This window comes from Faecalibacterium prausnitzii (genome assembly GCF_003287405.1).
Classification (GTDB): Bacteria; Bacillota; Clostridia; order Oscillospirales; family Ruminococcaceae; genus Faecalibacterium; species Faecalibacterium intestinale.
On record NZ_PRLD01000018.1, the window covers coordinates 1 to 17,542 of the forward strand.

Genomic DNA, 17,542 nt, shown 5'->3' on the forward strand with positions numbered 1-17,542 from the left:
AGATGACAAGCAGCTGCCAGAAGCCCGCCGCAAAGCTGCGCGCACCGTTTATCCCATAGACACAGACCAGCACATAGCTGATATAGCCGGGGACGCAGACGGCTTTGAACAGCAGGCTGTTGCGTCGGATGCGTTCCGGGCTTGTAAGCCCCAGTTTTACGCACCGCTGCCGCACCGCCGGGCTGTAAAGATGCACCATGCCAACAGCCCCCTTGCGGATGCCCACGGCACAGATCAGAATCAACAGCGCCCCCAGTCCCAGGCCCTCCAAAATCGTTTGTAAAAGTATCACTTATTCCTCCTGTATCCATTTTCGTCCCGATATTCGGGATGTTCCTTTGCATACGGGTCTTGATCGCCGCAGATGGTATAGTCGCACTTACAGCCATTCGCGCAGGTGGTCGTCCGCACCAGCCTTGCGTGAAGCAGTTCCATCGCTGCAAAATCCACATTGCACAGGGCGGGCATAATGTCCGCAAATCCGAACTGCTTGGCAAATTCCGCCGCCGGACACGCCGTAAATTCATAATAGATGGGCCTGCTGTTTTCGTAAGGCGCAACATCCATCTCGTAATCATGCCATGTGTCACAGTGCTTTTGGGCGGTGCTGAATGCCCGATACATCAGCTTCCTCCAAAACGGCTTGTTGATATCAACAAAACGCAGCTTCCGGAAGGCCGGCAGGATCAGATTTTCTTCCATCTTCTCGATCTCGTGGAAGGATGTAACCGCCTTGCAGACCGCATAGTAGCTCATAATGGCGATGCAGTCATAGGTGCCGCCTGCGCCGTTGTGGAAGTTCCGTTTACCGCCCAAATCAGTGCGCCAGTCTGAAAGAAAATCCACATACTGCCGTTGCACCTTTTCCCAAACAGCCTCTCGCTCGACTTCTGGATAATGCAGAGCAATTTTTGCCTGTATTTCTTTTTTGCAGGGTTTGGAATACAGCACATGGCAGCTACGGTCAATTTGTAATTCGCTGTCCTTCATCTTCCCACACCTTTCAGAAAACCGCTCTTTGCATTTTCTTCGGTGTCGTCCGATTCGTCGTAGGCATCATAGGGCGCCGATGGGTCGTGTACTCGTTTTTTGAATGGTGAACAGCTCTTGTCTTTGTGGGCAAACGCAAAGGCAAAATTGTCCGTCCATCCCGTGTGACCGGTGATGAAATATGGATGCAGCCCACGTGCGCGCAGTTTCCGCTCCAGCTCCGCCAGTGACTGCACAGCCAGCTTATTGTCCTCCGCCAGCGAGGAAATGAAGCTGTAGCCGCCGTCCGCGCCAAACCACAGCGTGTCGCCGGTAAAAAGGTATTTATCGTCAATGAGGTAGACCATATGTCCCCATGTATGGCCGGGAACCAGAAAACACTCGATCCTGACGCCGTCAATGTCAAGTACCTGCCCATCGTGCAGCAGTACCTTTTCGTTGTTGATCGTGACCTGCGGCAATTTATAGAGATGATAGATGACTTTTCGCCGCTCCTCGCCGGTAAGATACCGGTTCTCGATCTCGCCGATGTACAGATTCGCATTCCGGAACAGCCCCGGACTGTCTGCTTCCACCGCACCCACATGGTCGGTGTCCTGATGGGTGATAAGGATATGGTGTATCGACTTCGGATCAATCCCAAGCCAGCCCATTTTTTCGGCAAGGCGGTCGTAGTTATATCCCGCATCGACCATAATGGTCGTATCGCCCTTGCGGTAGAAAAAGATATTTGCCACCCACTCCCGCACACAGGCGACATTTTCATCGATCCAGCCGGTGTTCAAAGGCTTGAAGATCTCCTTGCCCCGGTACATCCAGCTCATTGCTTTTCTTTGAAATTCCGTTGCCTTTTTCGACATGATCGCACCTCATTTCTGTGCTGTGATGCACAGCCAGCCCTTTTTATTTTTGTGGCTCTGAATCTGACAAAATCCTGCTTGTTCCAGATACTCTTTCAGTGCAGTGTCCGTATAGATGGTCATGCCATCGATGATCTGCGTCCATTTGTCGTCTTTTGTCGTTTCGCCGTTTGCTTCGTTACAGATGAAAAAGATTCCGCCGGGCTTCAGCACCCGATAAACCTCTCTGAAATTCTGTGCAAGCTCCGGCCAGAAGTAGACCGTTTCAAAGGCGGTCACCACATCAAACTGCTCCGCCTCAAACGGCAGCTCTGCCACACTTGCCTGTTGCACGGTACACCGTCCTGCCGCAATGGCTCTGGCATTGACTTTTCGCGCTTTTTCCACGCTGACAGCTGAGTAGTCGATGCCCTGCACCTTGCCGTTGGGGCACAGTTTCAACAGCGTTTTAATGTTCGCTCCACCGCCGCAGCCGCAGTCCAGCACCATGGCATCCGGGGCAGGCTGTAAAAAACTCAGCCCCCACGCTGCCATTGCGCTGTGGCCAACGTTCATCATGGCAACCATGATTTTCCCGCCAAGACCTACGGGCTTGCGGGTGTTTTCAAAAAAGGACATATCACACCTCCGATTTCACACATTCCGTATAGGTCAGCGGAAAAGATGCCTTTAGAACAACACTTTTTCGCACTGTCCAATCATTCTGTTGCAGAAATTTTAGGTATTCTTCACTCGTCCACTTGCTGTGGAGAGGAAAGCCTGCCAGATTCATGAAAAAGGCTTTGATCTTACCGGGAAATGAGTTTTCTGCGTGCGTAAAGGTAGGCGCAATCAGCACACCGTCATCCTTCAGCACCCGTTTGATCTCTCGCAGTGATTTTTCTGGCTGAGGCACAATGTGCAGTGCGTTTGATACGATTACCACGTCGAATGATTTGCTCGCGTATGGCAGAGAAAACATATCCTGCACGGAAAAACGCAGCTTCGCAGAGTAATTCCCCCGTTTGGCCTCTGTAATCATTTCCGGAGAGGCATCCGTCGCCTCGATGTGTGCCGCTGCTTTTACGATGTGCTTGGCGATCAGTCCCGTTCCGGTAGCCACCTCCAGCACTGTTTTGTCTTTCACGACCGGACGGATCAGCTCATACATTTTCTCGTATACTGCCCTGTCTTTTCGCATAAAGCAGTCATACAGACCTGCATTTCTGTCCCAGAAATTCTTGTGTTCTCGCATTGCTGTCTCTCCTTTTATAGTTAGTTTCATCTAACCATCATGCGCACATTTACAAGTTAGGTTCGGCTAATTTCATGCATTTAGGAAAAGCCGCATTTCTGCGGCCTTTCGGCTTATACAAATAGCTTGCTGCAAGCATCACACATCTGCGCTTTCAGCCACTGAGGATAACACCTCTCGATCTCCTCCTTATGGAAACAGCCAAAATCTATTTTCACACCATTGCGGTAACTTTTGCTTTCTTATCCATATTATATCGTGCTCACTTCTTTTTTGCAATGGTATAGTATAGTAAGTTTAACAAGAATCCTCCGATTTCGCGTCGGCCTCATAGGCGCACTTTAGTTGTCCTTGCAGGACTACCTACGGTTCGTTTTGACTTTTCAGTGTTCTATACAGCCAAATTTGGGCAAAAAACACCCCGTTAGTTTCCCAACGAGACATCGAAGATGATTCTATTCTGTTTTCTGTATACCTTTTGTTGAAATTTGCGCGAGGTTCGGCAGGTAAAACAGCTTATTTCCAGAAAAATCAGTCAACGGCAGAGGCTGCGCAAAGTTTTGCCGCAGCAATTCGGCAAATTCTTTGACGCTGACAGTCGAGTACTTGTATTCCATCCGATTGAGTTCAAACAAATGCTTATCTGAAAGCATTTTGGCAAACTGTGCCCCATCCATTCTGTCCACCTCGCAGTTGATACTTATTGATACTATATAGTATCAATATGCCGATTCTTTATAAAAAAGTCAACCGAAACAGGCCGAACCAACTTTTTTCCATACTTTCCGTCAAAATTCCCGTGGCACAGCCACGAATCACATCTCCATCGGCCTATTCCCCACTTCGTCCAGATACGCATTCAAAAATTCCGCTGCAAGGCTGTTGGGACGGATGTTTTCTCTGGCTTCCTGTGGGGTGAACCACTTGCAGCGGTCCACTTCGTGGTTGATATGTAGCGCCTTTGCGGTTCTGACGAAAGCCGTAAAGTTGCACATCAGCGTGTTGGACGGCTCAAAAAACTTGGTACGGTTGAACCGGAGGTGCTCTACTTCCAACCCGGTTTCTTCCCGGACTTCCCGCACCACGGCGTGTTCTTCTGCCTCACCGCGGTTCACATATCCAGCCACCAGAATATAAGAGGGCTTGCCGTACTGCTGGATAAGCAGAATTTTCCCGGTTTCCTCATCCACAACAATCATACTGACTGCCACATTGTACATCGGGAACCGGTATTGCTGGCATTTCGGGCAATAAGGCACAATGCCCTCTTCTTCCAGTTCTTTTTCAATCAATGCCGTACCGCATTCAAAGCAATGCTTCTGAATCATTTTTACACTCCAAACACTGTTTTCGTCAGCCGGATACCTGCTGCCGTCTTCATCGTATGTTCCATAAAGGTTCGGATCGCCTGCTGGTCGTACCCGCTTTCGGACGCATTGACGATATAATCTGCCTCAATCAGAATCTGATAGTCAATGCCGTCGATCTGCGCCGGGCTATGGTGGTGCCCTACCAGATAGGCCACCCGGTCGATCTGTTCTGCTGTCATGCCGGTATCCGCCAAGAACTCCCGCACCAGCGGGGCACCCTCCTGCTCCTGATATTTACCATTGGTGTTGCCGTACTTTTTGCGGCAGAGCGGGCAGGCGATATCGTGGGTGATGGCCGCCACCTCCAGAATAAACTGCGTGTCTGCGTCCAGCCCCTCCAGCTCACCAATGGTTTTGGCATAGGTCCACACACAGCTCAGGTGCGTGATGTCATGGATATTCCCTTCGGAAAAGGCGATCATCTTTTCCATGATCTGTGCAATGGTCATCATTTGTTTCACTCCCGTTTTTAATGCTTAAATGTTCACCTTGATAAACGCGAACTTATTCTTCAAATTTTTTATGACACTTTGGACATTCTTTAGGGATCGGCCTATAACCAACAAGCGAGCAACCGCAATAAGGACATTTCATCATGGTGAGATGATATACAATACCACCAATAACAACCATTGCACCGATTAGCAGGCATAGGTTTACTCTGTACTCCTTTGCCGTCATTGCTCCTATTACTGCGAGCAATATTCCTATCATCAAAATGATCCAAGAAATGGCGGCCTGCTTTTGTGGGCTATTGTTTTTCATATAATCACACTCCCTCTACAAATTCCGATTCATAAAATCCCCGCCAGCGCCACTGCAACCAGAAGGGACGGCAGCAGGTTTGCCATCTTGATAGTTCTTGGCCATACCAGATTGATGCCCACACAAAAAATCAGAATATTTCCTACCAGCGAGAGATTGTTCAGCACAGCGTCCGTCATAAAGCCGGACAGCACTACCGCAAGAGCCGTCATAGCACCTTGCAGAACTGCCACCGGAATAAATGAAAACACGCAGCCCTTGCCCATGGAGGACGCCATGATGAGCACAATGATAAAGTCCAGAATCGCTTTTGCCACCAGCGTGGAATGGTCGCCGCAGATGCCATCCTGAATGGAGCCGATGACGGCCATGGCCCCGATGCTCACCGTCAGGGATGCCGACACGAAGCCGTTGACGAACTGGTTGTCGCCGTCACTGCCAGTCTTGTGTTTGAGCCACTCGCCAAAGCGTTCAAACTGTGCATCCAGATCAATAAGTTCACCCAGCAGCGCACCCAACGCCAGCGATAGAATCATGACCATAGAGCCACCGGTGCTCAAAGTTCCGTCTGGCCTAACCGTCAGTATCTTGGAGAGCGTTCCCGCCGCTCCCAGAAACACCACGGAAAAGCCCGTGGCTTTGATGATTGTATCCTGATAGCGCTCTTTCAGAAAGCGTTTGAACAAAATACCCAGCACACCGCCCATCACAATGGCCAGCGCATTGATGATCGTTCCCAATCCCCGCATTTTCGTTTTTCCTTTGCTTACTGATTCCTGTATTTGTTTAAGACTTCATCCGGGATATGACAGTAGCTGCAATCTTCCGGGTACCGCTCCAGATGATGCTGATGCTCCTCTGCACTCCGGACGTAATTCGTCAGCGGCAGCACTTCCACAACGATTTTATCCCGGTCCTTCCGGCTGTCAATAAAGGCTCTTGCTTCTTCCAGATGTCCGAGATTTGTGCTGTAAAGCCCCGTGCGATACTTTTTTCCAACATCAACGCCCTGTTTGTTCAGGCTGTACGGGTCGATGATTTCAAACAGATGCTCCATAAGCTCTGTAACACTGGTACATTTCTCATCAAAGACCACTTTAACGCACTCTGCGTATCCATCATACGGGCCGTCCAGCGTGTTTGTTGTTCCGTTGGCTCTCCCGGCTTCGGTCGTCCGTACACCGGGCACCGTGTCAAAAAAATGCTGGACGCCCCAAAGGCACCCGCCTGCAATGTATACCGTTTCCATACTCTTGACTTTCCTTCTTCTACTGGTATAGTTTGCATCCATGCTCTGTACTCCTTTCGGCCGTGAAATCTTTTGTTTATACTCGATTTCCATGATGCACCCCTTTATAACTTCCACAAACGCGAATTTATCGTTCCTGTATTTCCTTACCGCTGAGGTGCTCCACTTCTATTTCGAAAATTTGCACAGCCTTTCCTGCGTGGGCAATTTCCTCATCAACTAACTGTTCGCTGGGATAGTATTTCATTGCAAATCGTTTTAACAGAGTTGTTGCTCTTGCACCGGATTCTACGAGGTGGCATCTGCCGAAAACCACAACGCTCTGCACAAACGGTGCCCAATCTTCTTCTTTGATGGTTTCATTTCCATATACCGTGAAGCATACTTTGTCACAGGCACGCAGTGCATCTACTTTATGACCTACTCGTGCTCCATGAAAATAAATTTTCTGCGCATCGTCATCGTAGACATAATTGATAGGAATTGCATAGGGATATCCGTCATCTCCATTTACGGCAAGAACGCCACGTCGGCTGGACTGCAAAAGAGTCTTTGCTGCATCGGTGCTGATTTCATTTTTCTTTTTACGAATTGTTCTGAACATGATATTGTTCTCCTTACGCTGATACAATTCCGATTTATCAAATAAGAATTTCCGTCAATTTTTCTCTTGATGCGGCTCACTTCTAAGAGTAGGAACGAACTGTTCTGTTGCCGGAGACGGACCTTTCGGGTCGGTCTCCGGCAGTATTTTTGTTATCGCCTATTAAAAAACAGCCGGAACGACTTTCTGCTGCGCTACATCGATGATGCCGTATGTATTCAGTCTGAGTTTGGGAATGACCGGAAGACTGACGAAGGCGAGGGTCATAAAGATGCCGATATCTTCCGCTACACCATGTGCCTTGAGGGCATCGTTCAGCGCCTGTATTTTCGCCGCAACGCTCTCTGCGCTTTCGGTGCTCATCAATCCGGCCACCGGAAGCGCAAGTTCTGCCACGACCTGTCCATCTGCCACAAACGCAAGTCCGCCTTTGTTTTTCCGCACAGTGTTGCCGGCCAGCATCATATCGGTATCGTTGTCCCCTGTCACGATCAGGTTATGGGAATCATGTGCGATGCTCGATGCAACGGCTCCGCATTTCAGGCTGAAGTTCGATTTTCTCACCTGTGGATTGGTTCTGCCATTATTCTACCACGCCTTGCCGCTGCGGAAAAGATGCCAGGAACAAAAATGGCCCCGGAGGGCTTGTTACAGCTCTCCGGGGCCACCTTATGTGCGTTGCGCCTTGGCGCAGACTGTCAGCACTCCACTGCCACCTTGATCACGCCGTCCCGTTTCTTTTCAAACAGCTCGTAGCCCTCTGCGATCCGGCGCAGGGGGTAGGTGTGGGTGATGAGCGGTTCGGTATCGATCTTGCCTTCTGCGATGAGACGCAGCGTTTCTTCACAATCGCAGCCGTCCACGCCGCCGGTCTTAAAGGTGAGGTTTTTGCCGTACATTTCCGGCAGCGGCAGGGTCTGTGCCTTATCGTACAGCGCCACCACCGTCACAATGGCGTTGGGCCGTGCACACTCCCATGCCAGCCGGAAGGTGGAGTCTGCCCCTGCCACCTCCAGCACCACATCGGCCCCGCCGTGGTCGCTGTGGGCACGCACAAAGGCGGCGCAGTCCTCCGGCTGCACGGTAAGCACCTGCGGGTAGTGCCGACGGATGAACTGCAGGCGGCTTGCGTCCTTTTCACAGACGATGATGCGCTTGGGGCTGTGCAGCATGACGCACAGCAGCGTGCAGATGCCGGTCGGCCCTGCACCGAGGATCAGCACGGTATCCTCGGGGGTGATTTCCGAGATGCGTGCCGCCCAAAAGCCGGTGGCCAGCACATCGCCCACCAGCAGCGCCTGCCGATCGGTAACGCCGTCCGGGATCTTGTTCAGTCCCTGATCCGCAAAGGGCACCCGGACATACTCGGCCTGCCCGCCGTCGATGCGGCAGCCCAGCGCCCAGCCGCCGTTTTGATTGGTGCAGTTGTTCACGAAGCCTTTTTTGCAGAAAAAGCACTCTCCGCAGAAGGTCTCCACGTTCACCGTCACCCGGTCGCCGGGTTTCACATTGGTCACCGCACTGCCCACTTCTTCCACGATGCCCACCATCTCGTGCCCTACGGTGATGCCGGGCACCGCCCGGGGCACGCTGCCGTGCTTGATGTGCAGATCGCTGGAGCAGATACTGGCAAGGGTCACCTTTACAATGGCGTCCCGCTCGTGCTGCAGCACCGGCTTTGGTTTTTCCATCAGGGCAAACGTTCCCTCTGAAACATAGGTATAGGTCAGCATGCTTATTCCCTCCATGCGCTTTGATCTTTCCGAACGGAGTATACCGCAAAAGCCAGCCGCTCTCCCGGCTCACAGGATATAGTGAGGTACCTCCATAAATTCTGAGTTGCTGTTCTCAGTATACCATGGTTTTCCCTTGCGGAAAAGATAGCGAAACAAAAATGCCCCCGGAGGGCTTGTTGCGGCTCTCCGGGGGCATCTTATGTGCGTTGTGCCTTGGCGCACACGGTCGGCATTTACTCGATCTCAATCAGATTCGGGTTCTCAGGCAAAGCCTTCGTCTGCTGAGGAGCAGGCAGCTCGACGTGCAGGACGCCATCCTCGAACTTTGCGTGGATGTCTTCTTTCTTCACATCGCCCACGTAGAAACTGCGCGCGCAGGTGCCGGAGAAGGATTCGCGCCGCAGATAGCGGCCCTTCTGATCCTTTTCGTCGCTGCTGTGGCTGCGCACTGCCTGAATGGTCAGGTAGCCGTCGTTCAGATCCATCTGAACGTCTTCCTTCTTGCAGCCCGGCAGGTCAACCGCTACTTCGTAGCCGTTGTCCGTCTGTTTGACATCGGTCTTCATCATGTTTGCACCGCGCTTACCAAAGGTATCACGAGCCTCACGGTTCATCATACGTTCCAGTGCAGCGTCATTCCAGAACGGATCGAAGAAATCATCGAACAGGTTTTCATGGAAAACAGTCGGCATAAGCATAAATCATTCCTCCAATCCCGGCGTTCGGGTCGGGGCAAAAAATCTGAAGCGTCCATTCAGAAGGGCTTTCCGGGGAGCCTTGCGGTTCTCCTTTTGCCCTTCCTCCTGAGCACGCCACTGTTATAGCACCGTTCATTAGCAGTGTCAATAGAAGAGTGCTAAAATTCATGAAAGAATAACACTTTTATAAAATCCTATGCAATCTTTTTGAAATTCAGTCGTATCATCGTGTTTTTATTATTTCTGCCGGTACATCGGCGTAGACCGATATTTCATGCCGTTGTCCGGGACGATGACCACGATGTTCTTTCCCTGATTCTCCGGTCTGCGGCCCACCTGCACCGCTGCGTGCAAAGCCGCTGCTGCCGATGTGCCCAGAAACAATCCTTCCGCCCGCAGCACCTCATGGGCCGTTTCGTAGGCTTCCTCGGTGCGGACATTGATGCACGCATCGCTCCAGTCTGGCCGCAGATAGTCGGAAAGTGCGCTTTCCAGCACATCATACATGAAGCTCAACGGCGAACATATCCGCTTTGTGCTGGATGGCCTGCGGGAGAACACAACCCGCGTCCGCAACATCAAGCAGTACCTACGGGCTATTCTGTTTTCGGGAATCTTTATGAAATCTTCAAAATTGCCCGGTATGCTATCCGTAGAATCAAAGAAAGGACTTGATTATATGGATATGATTTTGAAAACGACTGACCTCTGCAAAAATTTCAAGGGGCAAATGGCGGTAAACAATGTGTCACTGAACATCCGGCGCAACTCGGTTTATGGTCTGCTGGGGCCGAATGGGGCTGGCAAATCCACGATCTTAAAAATGCTCACCGGCATTTTGCGCCCCACATCGGGAAGCATCGAGTTTGACGGCCACCCGTGGAATCGGAATGATCTGGAGCATATCGGTGCTTTGATTGAGATGCCCCCGCTTTACGAAAATCTGACTGCATACGAAAATCTCAAAGTCAGAACTACATTGCTCGGCCTGGACGATGCACGAATTAACGAGGTATTGCAAATTGTCCAGCTCACGAATACCGGCAAGAAACGGGCCGGGCAGTTTTCTCTTGGTATGAAGCAGCGGCTTGGTATTGCTATTGCATTGCTGAACAGTCCCCAGCTTTTGATTCTGGATGAACCGACTAACGGCCTTGACCCTTTAGGGATTGAGGAACTTCGAGAGTTAATTCGCTCTTTTCCCTGCAAAGGGATTACAGTTATTTTGTCCAGCCATATTCTGTCAGAAGTCCAGCAGATTGCAGATCATGTGGGTATCATTGCTGGCGGCGTCCTTGGATATGAGGGAGAGCTTCGCGCCGGTGAAGATTTGGAACAACTCTTTATGGATGTTGTTCGCAGAAATGGTAAGGAGGGATATTAAATGGAGATGGCATATATTCAGGCAGAGAACCTAAAGCATAAGAGAACTTTCACAAAAACGCTGATCGTTCTGGCCCCGTTTGTAACTGCGCTTATGAACTTTTTTGCCCCTCTTTGGTTCCAGCTCAATTCTTATAATTGGTGGTATATCCTGCTTTATCCTGGATTCCTTACGCTCACCTGTGCCTTGATTGAACAGCGGGATAATGGCAAACTAAAATATCGTGCCGTTGCTTCATTGCCTGTTTCGCAGAACAAAGTCTGGAAAGCAAAAATTGGAGTGGCCGGTATTTACTCCTGTGTGGGGAATTTCATTTTCCTGGCGCTAAATCTGTTGGGCGGTTTTGCAATATTAGTTATCAACGAAATTCCCCTGACAATCGGAATTTGGCAGGCTGCGGCCGGAACAGCTTGTATTGTCATTGCAAGCCTATGGGAAGTTCCGCTGTGCTTATGGTTATCAAAAAAAGTTGGTATCTTTGTCACGGTTATTCTTAATGCCGGACTTGGAAGCGTTTTAGGGATTTTCACGGCTACAACCTCTTTGTGGATGATCTGTCCGTATAGCTGGGTGCCGCATCTTATGATTTCCGTGTTAGGTATTTTGCCTAATGGTGAGCCGGTTGCAGATCAGAGTACGGCAATGGCATTTTGGATGATTATACTTGTATTGGTCATTTCGCTGGCCTGGTTTGCGGCGCTGTCATTTTTAACTGCAAGATGGTTTGAGAAAAAGGAGGTGGGGTAACTATGGTATCTGTGGTTCGCTGCTGGAAAGCAGAATATCAGAAGTGTAAACATAGCATTTTGCTCTATATGCACAGCATGATTCCAATTATATGTGCGGCGATTTTTGCGGGTTACTATCATATGTCCAGATGGGAACTGGCAACCAAAATCAGTGCCTATCTGGAAGTGCTGGCCGTTGCGTTCCCGTTTCTGATCGGCATTATTGTGGGCCTGGTTGTTCAGATCGAAAATCAGGCCGGGCATTATCAGCTTTTGTTGGGAACAATCCCATCTCGCACGGCAACGTATATTGGTAAACTTGGTTTTCTGATGATCTGTGCTTTTGGCGCAACATTTTTAGCGTTAGGAACATTCGCTGCACTATATAGGGGTGCTCCGGCAAGCCTTTACCTGAAAGCAGGGATTCTATTGTTGATTACCATGCTTCCCATTTACCTGATTCATTTGTTTGTGGGAATGAGCTTCGGAAAAGGTGCATCTATGGGATTGGGAATTGCAGGGAGTTTAATAGCTGCCCTTATGATAACAGGGCTTGGTGACGCTACATGGAAATATATTCCCTGGGCCTGGGGCGTTCGTGCTATGGATTACACTGTGCTTGCATGGGATAGCCCCCAACTGTATGCACAGGTAAAAACCGATTTTTTCAGCGGTATGATTATTTCTGTATGCTGCACTGTTTGTCTGCTGATTGCCAGTTTGGTTTGGTTTCATGGTTGGGAGGGAGGTAAAAACGGTGAATAAAAAGTGCCTGTTTGCCGTGGTAATTGTGCTTGTAAGTCTTATATGCTTATCGGCCTGCGGTGCGCTCCGCGATACCGCCGATAAAAATAAGGCGTTAAATGAATCTCTGCCGTATTATGAGCTGAACGCCGCAAACTATGATGAAATTTCATATAACGGCCTGACATATACCATAACGGATGAATGTCTTGAAATGTCAGAACTGCAAGAAGAAATCGGGCAGGTATCGAAACGCTTCAAAAATGTGGCGGGGGAAGATTTCAGTTACGGCTACGTTTACAGTATTGTGGATGTGGATATAAGCAATGCCGTAGCTGTAAATATCAACAATGAATATCGGAAAGCTGACATTAAAAATAATGATGAGTAACCTCGACAATGTGGTATAATGGGGCGGGAGGTGATTTTTTGGCCCACTTACTTGTAGTTGACGATGAAGTTTCTATCTTGGAATTGATTAAGAACAGTTTGGGGAAAGATGGATATTTGATAACAGTCTGTCAAAATGCGGATGATGTAGACATCAAAAAGCTGCATTTCTATGACCTCATTCTTTTGGATGTGATGATGCCTGGCACAGACGGGTTTGAGTTTTGCAAACAGATCAGGAATATGGTAGACTGCCCGATTCTCTTTCTGACCGCAAAGACATTAGAGGAAGATATATTGTTTGGATTGGGCATCGGTGCGGATGATTATATTACGAAACCTTTTCGTATTCAGGAGCTTCGCGCCCGTGTCGCGGCACATTTACGCAGAGAAAAAAGGGAGCATCACAGCACACTTTCATTTGAGCCTGATATAAGATTTGACCTTTCCGCAAAGGTACTGTATGTTTCAGAACAGCCGGTTCCCCTTACCAAAAGCGAGTATTCAATCTGTGAATACCTTGCGAAAAACCGGGGACAGGTTTTTGCAAAAGAACAAATCTATGAAGCCGTTTTCGGGTTTGATGGAATAGGCGATAACTCTACGATCTCAACGCATATAAAAAATATTCGTGCGAAATTGGAGCATTTCAAAATAAGTCCGATCAGCACCGTATGGGGGATAGGATATAAATGGGAGTGAAAAAGAAACCTACATTGAAAATATTGTTTCGCCAGTTTGCTATCTCCCTCATTGTCATGCTGGTAGCGGCAATTATTGTCCCTTCTGGTTTGGAGGGACTTGCTGTAAATGCTGGATTAGCTACAAGAGCAAATCTAAGTGAATTGCAGGTAAAAGAGATCATTCCAACGCTGACGATTGCCCCGGATATTACAAAGGTTGTGATTCCACAGGGATGCGGCTACTTAATTCTGGACAAGAACTTTAATGAGCTTTACAGCAATATGGACGATGATGAAAAAGAAATTGCCCTGCTGTACGCAAAGGGAGAATATATTGAATATGCTACGGGGAGGCAGTTTGCACTTGTTGTCCGGGAAAACGAATTTTGCGTTTTAAGGTATTATATTGGTTCTCAATTTACAGTGTCATGGCTACCGGAATATTTTCCATCTCCTGACACGCTTGCGCTTATCCTGATGGCTGTAAATTCGCTGCTGGTCATTATCATACTGACCGCCAGATTTGCTAAGAACCTGCGTACACAACTGGCCCCGCTTTTTGAAGCAACTGCGGAGGTTTCAAAGCAAAACCTTGATTTTGAAGTAGGACACGCCAAAATCAAAGAGTTTGAAGATGTCCTTGCATCTTTTTCAGATATGAAAGATAATCTGAAAATTTCGTTAGAACGGCAATGGAAAACCGAACAGACACAGAAAGAGCAAATCGCCGCGCTTGCCCATGATTTGAAAACGCCTCTGACGGTTATTCAAGGAAATGCTGATTTACTCACAGAAACAAATCTTGATGATGAGCAACGATTATACGCTGGTTACGTCGTGGAAAGCTCCGGCCAGATGCAGTCATATATTCAAACCCTGATTGATATATCACGGGCGGCGGTTGGTTATCAGCTCCATATTGAAAGTATAGACTTGCCAGCGTTCATGCAGCACTTGTTCGGTTATATGGAATCACTATGCCGGACAAAAGAAATCCGGCTGCAAATGAATACTGTTTCACTCCCTCAAATGCTGAAATTTGATAGGGTGCTGATAGAACGTGCTATTATGAATGTTATCAGTAATGGGCTGGACTACTCCCCGCAAGGCGGAACGCTTTATGTGGATGTTCAGAGTAACAACGGTTTCGTGGAAATTTCAGTCACAGACGAGGGAACGGGGTTTTCTAAAGAGGCATTATGCCACGCACAGGAACGGTTCTATATGGGCGATCAAAGCCGCAATTCAAAGTTACACTTTGGTATGGGTCTATATATTACAAATTCGATTATGGAACAACATAATGGTCAGCTTATTTTAGAAAATTCAAAAGAAACCGGCGGCGCAAAGGTTACTATGAAACTTCCTTGCTGATTTTCCGATAGTGTAATGGACGTCTTTTATGTCCGTCCATTTTTCAAATCTTTATGGAATCTTCAAAAATTCCTCTTATCATGTATCTAAAGAAAAAACATCTGCCCAGCGGCAGAAAAGAAAAAAACCGCTGCTGGGCAGACCCATTTTCACGCTTAATTTATATTCACTGGTGGCGGTTTTGAGAAATCAAGGCCGCTGCTTTCTTTCTGTCATTCCCAGCAGTTAAAGGCATGGCGGCCCACGGGAGGACGCCGCCATGCTGTTTTACTATCATTATAATCTAATCCACTTCTACCGCTTAAAAAAAGCCTTGCCCCGCCACGGGAATATTCCGGCTATGAGTATAAACTATACCATGTAAGAAAACAACAAAACGCTTCAAATCGTCGCCCGGTAGGTTTACGACCTGCCGGGCGATTTTTGTCGATTTTCGCGGATTGTCATTTCCGGCAAAAAATCAGATGGAAAAGGAGGCGGTCAGCAGACCAGGGCCAGCATAGGCCCCTGACAACGGACAGGATCATCCTGCTCACTCCCCACGGAAAGGGGGTGAGAAGATGAAAGTTACCCCTGATGATTACGGGAGGCGCTGCCAGTTCGACCATTTTTGCAAGCTGGTACTGTACCATGAAGCCGTTGACTACTTCCGGGAAAGGAAGCGTCAGCGTGGCTGGGAAACATCCTTTGAAACGCTGCCGCTTTCGGAACTGGACACGCTAATCCACAAATGGTTGTCCATCTGCGCCGACACGACCCGCATGGTATACTGACAATCCAGCTCGTGCAAAGGCGATAGACTGGTTTGCGCCTTTCCCTCCAAAGCCCCGCTGCATGGACTTGGCTGCAAGGGTCTCTTTGGGCGCGAGAAAGTGCTCGACCTCATAGGTATAATCGTAGTTGAGGGAACCAAACGAAAGGATTTTCATGGTATATCTTTTTTACTCCATTCTCTGAATCACCGCACCCAGCCATCGGCACAGGGTATCGCCTGCCTGATTTGCGATCTCCAGCACGCGGGCGTGGCTATGCTTGACCGTCTGGATGCCGGTGGCCATGTTAGTGATGCAGCTGACGGCCAGTACCTTCATGCCCATGTAGTTGCAGACCATGGTTTCCGGCACGGTGCTCATGCCCACGGCATCGGCTCCCATCCCCGCAAAGGCGCGAATTTCAGCCGCCGTTTCATAGCAAGGACCCATAAAGCCCATGTAAACGCCCTCCTTGTAGGCAATGCCCAGTTCATCGGCGGTCTGCTTGGCAAGGTTCCGCAGTTCCAGACTGTAAGGTTCGGTCATGTCCGGGAAGCGGGGGCCGAAGCGCTCATCGTTGGGGCCAATGAGGGGGTTCGTGCCCATCATGTTGATGAAGTCGGTAATGAGCATCAGGGTGCCCGGCGCAAACTCCCGGTTGATGCCGCCGCAGGCGTTGGTCAACACCACCTTTTCCACGCCCAACAGCTTGAACACATAGAACGGGTAGCAGACTTCCTTCATGGAGTAGCCCTCATAGAAATGGAAGCGGCCTTCCATGGCGTAGACTTCCGTGTTCCCCAGCTTGCCAGCCAACAATGCACCTTTGTGTCCTGCCACCGTGGATACCGGGAAGTTGGGGATATCCTTGTAGGACAGTTCTTCCGTGTCCGTAAAGTCCGCGGTCAGCTTGCCAAGGCCGGAGCCCAGCACCACCGCGATCTTCGGGCGCTTTTTCGTGTGCGTCTTGATATATTCCGCACTTTCCAGTGCCTTTTCATAAAGATGTTCCATACCGTTCTCTCCTTTTCCCAAAAATTCGATATACTCTCTGGGTTCAGTATATCGGATTTTTCAGGCCGATGCAAGACGCCCTTCATCGAGTCTTATTAAAAACCAAGGAGCAGATACTTCACATCACGAGTGTGTTGTATCTGCTCCTTGGTTCTCCGAATGTCTTATCTCTGGCCGATGTTCCACCGAAACAGCTCATATCCTTCCCGGATATCCTCCGGCAGACGTTTCAAAGTCTCGTCCCGCAGTTCCTGCGGCATCCCGTAAAAAGCTTCGGCAATGCCGCCGGTGATGCAGGCAAGGGTGTCGCTGTCGCCGCCCAGAGAAACTGCATTGCGAAGTGCATCCTCAAAACTGACGCTTTCCAGAAAAGCAATGATTGCTTCCGGCACAGTTTCCTGACAGGTCTCCACATGATGATAGGTCGGCCGAATTTCATCGCAGGTACGGTTCAGGTCATAACCGAAGGTCTGCTCCACATATTGTTTGATTTCCGACTTGCTGTGGCCGGTACGGGCCAGAAAAATCACTGCCGCTGTGGCCTGCGCGCCTTTGATGCCCTCCGGGTGGTTGTGGGTGACTTCAGCGGTCACTTTTGCCATTTCCAGCGTTTTGTCCAGCGTATCGAACAGCCAGCCCGCTGCCGCCACCCGCATAGCCGAGCCGTTACCGAAACTGCCATAGGGATTCGGATTTTCTGCGTGCAGCCACCGGCGGAACATCCCGCCGTAACCGGCATGGGGATATTCACGGCCCCAGAACCGCATTTCATGCTGCACTGCACAAAATGTTCTCTCCGGCAGACCCTTTCCGTTAATCAGACCAACTGCCACCGCAGCGGTCATGACGGTATCATCGGTGAAGTGCGATTTTTCGCTCAACAGCGCAAAGTCCTTGTGCTTGTAATTGTTGTGGTCAAATTCAAAGGGGCTGCCCACGATATCGCCCAAAATTGCTCCCAACATGG

Annotated in this window: 25 protein-coding genes and 1 pseudogene; 7 read left to right on the top strand and 19 right to left on the bottom strand. The window is 49.4% G+C overall.

Annotated features, from left to right (window positions below; translation table 11 throughout):
- The 16 genes and pseudogenes from C4N24_RS13250 to C4N24_RS13325 form a co-directional block, all read right to left on the bottom strand.
- Positions 1-292 (bottom strand): annotated as a pseudogene (locus C4N24_RS13250) (hypothetical protein); the annotation flags it as partial.
- On the bottom strand, positions 289-846 hold the full coding sequence (locus C4N24_RS13255; protein ID WP_242983277.1) for an L-2-amino-thiazoline-4-carboxylic acid hydrolase: 558 nt from the start codon (positions 844-846) through the stop codon (positions 289-291). The pseudogene C4N24_RS13250 and the gene C4N24_RS13255, both read right to left, overlap by 4 nt.
- 140 nt (positions 847-986) lie before the next feature.
- Positions 987-1,850 (bottom strand): MBL fold metallo-hydrolase, encoded by an 864-nt coding sequence (locus C4N24_RS13260; protein ID WP_112091799.1) that lies wholly within the window; start codon positions 1,848-1,850, stop codon positions 987-989.
- Positions 1,851-1,859: 9 nt separating this feature from the next.
- Positions 1,860-2,468, bottom strand: coding sequence for a class I SAM-dependent methyltransferase (locus C4N24_RS13265; protein ID WP_112091800.1), 609 nt, complete (start codon positions 2,466-2,468; stop codon positions 1,860-1,862).
- A 1-nt stretch (position 2,469) separates the two neighbouring features.
- Positions 2,470-3,084: a class I SAM-dependent methyltransferase gene (locus tag C4N24_RS13270; RefSeq protein ID WP_112091801.1), complete on the bottom strand. Its 615-nt coding sequence runs from the start codon at positions 3,082-3,084 to the stop codon at positions 2,470-2,472.
- Between the two features lie 455 nt (positions 3,085-3,539).
- Positions 3,540-3,761 (bottom strand): hypothetical protein, encoded by a 222-nt coding sequence (locus C4N24_RS13275; protein WP_112091802.1) that lies wholly within the window; start codon positions 3,759-3,761, stop codon positions 3,540-3,542.
- 138 nt (positions 3,762-3,899) lie between these two features.
- Positions 3,900-4,412, bottom strand: a complete 513-nt coding sequence (locus tag C4N24_RS13280) for an NAD(+) diphosphatase (RefSeq protein WP_112091803.1) — start codon at positions 4,410-4,412, stop codon at positions 3,900-3,902.
- 2 nt (positions 4,413-4,414) lie between these two features.
- Entirely contained in the window at positions 4,415-4,906 is a 492-nt protein-coding gene (locus C4N24_RS13285) for an HD domain-containing protein (protein ID WP_005922554.1), read from the bottom strand.
- Positions 4,907-4,958: 52 nt separating this feature from the next.
- Complete coding sequence (locus tag C4N24_RS13290; RefSeq protein ID WP_004798084.1) at positions 4,959-5,219, bottom strand: hypothetical protein; 261 nt, start codon at positions 5,217-5,219, stop codon at positions 4,959-4,961.
- A gap of 29 nt (positions 5,220-5,248) precedes the next feature.
- A complete protein-coding gene (locus tag C4N24_RS13295; RefSeq protein WP_112091804.1) occupies positions 5,249-5,968 on the bottom strand; it encodes a DUF554 domain-containing protein in 720 nt (239 codons plus the stop codon).
- A gap of 17 nt (positions 5,969-5,985) precedes the next feature.
- Positions 5,986-6,510 carry a peptide-methionine (S)-S-oxide reductase gene (locus tag C4N24_RS13300; protein WP_242983278.1) on the bottom strand — a complete coding sequence of 175 codons (525 nt, stop codon included), beginning with the start codon at positions 6,508-6,510 and terminating at the stop codon, positions 5,986-5,988.
- Between the two features lie 85 nt (positions 6,511-6,595).
- Positions 6,596-7,072: a pyridoxamine 5'-phosphate oxidase family protein gene (locus C4N24_RS13305; RefSeq protein WP_112091805.1), complete on the bottom strand. Its 477-nt coding sequence runs from the start codon at positions 7,070-7,072 to the stop codon at positions 6,596-6,598.
- 162 nt (positions 7,073-7,234) lie between these two features.
- The gene (locus C4N24_RS13310; RefSeq protein ID WP_347475241.1) at positions 7,235-7,636 is read right to left on the bottom strand and encodes an adenine deaminase C-terminal domain-containing protein; all 402 of its coding nucleotides are present in this window, start codon (positions 7,634-7,636) and stop codon (positions 7,235-7,237) included.
- Between the two features lie 134 nt (positions 7,637-7,770).
- Positions 7,771-8,805, bottom strand: coding sequence for an alcohol dehydrogenase (locus C4N24_RS13315; RefSeq protein ID WP_112091806.1), 1,035 nt, complete (start codon positions 8,803-8,805; stop codon positions 7,771-7,773).
- Between the two features lie 236 nt (positions 8,806-9,041).
- Positions 9,042-9,506 (bottom strand): Hsp20/alpha crystallin family protein, encoded by a 465-nt coding sequence (locus C4N24_RS13320; protein WP_112091807.1) that lies wholly within the window; start codon positions 9,504-9,506, stop codon positions 9,042-9,044.
- 237 nt (positions 9,507-9,743) lie between these two features.
- The gene (locus C4N24_RS13325) at positions 9,744-10,013 is read right to left on the bottom strand and encodes a pyridoxal-phosphate dependent enzyme (protein ID WP_242983282.1); all 270 of its coding nucleotides are present in this window, start codon (positions 10,011-10,013) and stop codon (positions 9,744-9,746) included.
- Here C4N24_RS13325 and C4N24_RS13330 point away from each other — a divergent pair.
- The 7 genes from C4N24_RS13330 (at position 10,012) to C4N24_RS15185 (ending at position 15,582) form a co-directional block, all read left to right on the top strand.
- A complete protein-coding gene (locus tag C4N24_RS13330; RefSeq protein WP_242983279.1) occupies positions 10,012-10,890 on the top strand; it encodes a lantibiotic protection ABC transporter ATP-binding subunit in 879 nt (292 codons plus the stop codon). The genes C4N24_RS13325 and C4N24_RS13330 overlap by 2 nt on opposite strands.
- The gene (locus tag C4N24_RS13335) at positions 10,891-11,637 is read left to right on the top strand and encodes a lantibiotic immunity ABC transporter MutE/EpiE family permease subunit (RefSeq protein WP_008705323.1); all 747 of its coding nucleotides are present in this window, start codon (positions 10,891-10,893) and stop codon (positions 11,635-11,637) included.
- A 2-nt stretch (positions 11,638-11,639) separates the two neighbouring features.
- A complete protein-coding gene (locus C4N24_RS13340; RefSeq protein WP_112091808.1) occupies positions 11,640-12,383 on the top strand; it encodes a lantibiotic immunity ABC transporter MutG family permease subunit in 744 nt (247 codons plus the stop codon).
- Positions 12,376-12,753: a NisI/SpaI family lantibiotic immunity lipoprotein gene (locus tag C4N24_RS13345; protein ID WP_242983280.1), complete on the top strand. Its 378-nt coding sequence runs from the start codon at positions 12,376-12,378 to the stop codon at positions 12,751-12,753. The genes C4N24_RS13340 and C4N24_RS13345 overlap by 8 nt, the downstream gene beginning before the upstream one ends.
- Before the next feature lie 38 nt (positions 12,754-12,791).
- On the top strand, positions 12,792-13,454 hold the full coding sequence (locus C4N24_RS13350) for a response regulator transcription factor (protein ID WP_181573094.1): 663 nt from the start codon (positions 12,792-12,794) through the stop codon (positions 13,452-13,454).
- Entirely contained in the window at positions 13,445-14,809 is a 1,365-nt protein-coding gene (locus tag C4N24_RS13355) for a sensor histidine kinase (RefSeq protein WP_112091811.1), read from the top strand. Before C4N24_RS13350 ends, C4N24_RS13355 begins: the two co-directional genes overlap by 10 nt.
- A gap of 560 nt (positions 14,810-15,369) precedes the next feature.
- On the top strand, positions 15,370-15,582 hold the full coding sequence (locus tag C4N24_RS15185; RefSeq protein ID WP_146746812.1) for a hypothetical protein: 213 nt from the start codon (positions 15,370-15,372) through the stop codon (positions 15,580-15,582).
- Here the strand turns inward: C4N24_RS15185 and C4N24_RS13360 are convergent.
- From C4N24_RS13360 to C4N24_RS13370, 3 genes are all read right to left on the bottom strand, one after another.
- Positions 15,529-15,738, bottom strand: a complete 210-nt coding sequence (locus tag C4N24_RS13360; protein ID WP_112091812.1) for a PfkB family carbohydrate kinase — start codon at positions 15,736-15,738, stop codon at positions 15,529-15,531. The genes C4N24_RS15185 and C4N24_RS13360 overlap by 54 nt on opposite strands.
- 12 nt (positions 15,739-15,750) lie before the next feature.
- Positions 15,751-16,575 (bottom strand): purine-nucleoside phosphorylase, encoded by an 825-nt coding sequence (locus C4N24_RS13365; protein WP_112091813.1) that lies wholly within the window; start codon positions 16,573-16,575, stop codon positions 15,751-15,753.
- A 164-nt stretch (positions 16,576-16,739) separates the two neighbouring features.
- Entirely contained in the window at positions 16,740-17,540 is an 801-nt protein-coding gene (locus C4N24_RS13370; RefSeq protein WP_112091814.1) for an ADP-ribosylglycohydrolase family protein, read from the bottom strand.
- Positions 17,541-17,542 lie beyond the last annotated feature (2 nt).

What these genes read in the sequence shown, in the direction of transcription:
- C4N24_RS13260 (WP_112091799.1), bottom strand. Translation starts at nt 1,850, where the DNA reads ATGTCGAAAAAGGCAACGGAATTTCAAAGAAAAGCAATGAGCTGGATG.
- C4N24_RS13265 (WP_112091800.1), bottom strand. Translation starts at nt 2,468, where the DNA reads ATGTCCTTTTTTGAAAACACCCGCAAGCCCGTAGGTCTTGGCGGGAAA.
- C4N24_RS13270 (WP_112091801.1), bottom strand. Translation starts at nt 3,084, where the DNA reads ATGCGAGAACACAAGAATTTCTGGGACAGAAATGCAGGTCTGTATGAC.
- C4N24_RS13275 (WP_112091802.1), bottom strand. Translation starts at nt 3,761, where the DNA reads ATGGATGGGGCACAGTTTGCCAAAATGCTTTCAGATAAGCATTTGTTT.
- C4N24_RS13280 (WP_112091803.1), bottom strand. Translation starts at nt 4,412, where the DNA reads ATGATTCAGAAGCATTGCTTTGAATGCGGTACGGCATTGATTGAAAAA.
- C4N24_RS13285 (WP_005922554.1), bottom strand. Translation starts at nt 4,906, where the DNA reads ATGATGACCATTGCACAGATCATGGAAAAGATGATCGCCTTTTCCGAA.
- C4N24_RS13290 (WP_004798084.1), bottom strand. Translation starts at nt 5,219, where the DNA reads ATGAAAAACAATAGCCCACAAAAGCAGGCCGCCATTTCTTGGATCATT.
- C4N24_RS13295 (WP_112091804.1), bottom strand. Translation starts at nt 5,968, where the DNA reads ATGCGGGGATTGGGAACGATCATCAATGCGCTGGCCATTGTGATGGGC.
- C4N24_RS13300 (WP_242983278.1), bottom strand. Translation starts at nt 6,510, where the DNA reads ATGGATGCAAACTATACCAGTAGAAGAAGGAAAGTCAAGAGTATGGAA.
- C4N24_RS13305 (WP_112091805.1), bottom strand. Translation starts at nt 7,072, where the DNA reads ATGTTCAGAACAATTCGTAAAAAGAAAAATGAAATCAGCACCGATGCA.
- C4N24_RS13315 (WP_112091806.1), bottom strand. Translation starts at nt 8,805, where the DNA reads ATGCTGACCTATACCTATGTTTCAGAGGGAACGTTTGCCCTGATGGAA.
- C4N24_RS13320 (WP_112091807.1), bottom strand. Translation starts at nt 9,506, where the DNA reads ATGCTTATGCCGACTGTTTTCCATGAAAACCTGTTCGATGATTTCTTC.
- C4N24_RS13330 (WP_242983279.1), top strand. Translation starts at nt 10,012, where the DNA reads ATGAAGCTCAACGGCGAACATATCCGCTTTGTGCTGGATGGCCTGCGG.
- C4N24_RS13325 (WP_242983282.1), bottom strand. Translation starts at nt 10,013, where the DNA reads ATGTATGATGTGCTGGAAAGCGCACTTTCCGACTATCTGCGGCCAGAC.
- C4N24_RS13335 (WP_008705323.1), top strand. Translation starts at nt 10,891, where the DNA reads ATGGAGATGGCATATATTCAGGCAGAGAACCTAAAGCATAAGAGAACT.
- C4N24_RS13340 (WP_112091808.1), top strand. Translation starts at nt 11,640, where the DNA reads ATGGTATCTGTGGTTCGCTGCTGGAAAGCAGAATATCAGAAGTGTAAA.
- C4N24_RS13355 (WP_112091811.1), top strand. Translation starts at nt 13,445, where the DNA reads ATGGGAGTGAAAAAGAAACCTACATTGAAAATATTGTTTCGCCAGTTT.
- C4N24_RS15185 (WP_146746812.1), top strand. Translation starts at nt 15,370, where the DNA reads ATGAAAGTTACCCCTGATGATTACGGGAGGCGCTGCCAGTTCGACCAT.
- C4N24_RS13360 (WP_112091812.1), bottom strand. Translation starts at nt 15,738, where the DNA reads ATGAAAATCCTTTCGTTTGGTTCCCTCAACTACGATTATACCTATGAG.
- C4N24_RS13365 (WP_112091813.1), bottom strand. Translation starts at nt 16,575, where the DNA reads ATGGAACATCTTTATGAAAAGGCACTGGAAAGTGCGGAATATATCAAG.
- C4N24_RS13370 (WP_112091814.1), bottom strand. Translation starts at nt 17,540, where the DNA reads ATGTTGGGAGCAATTTTGGGCGATATCGTGGGCAGCCCCTTTGAATTT.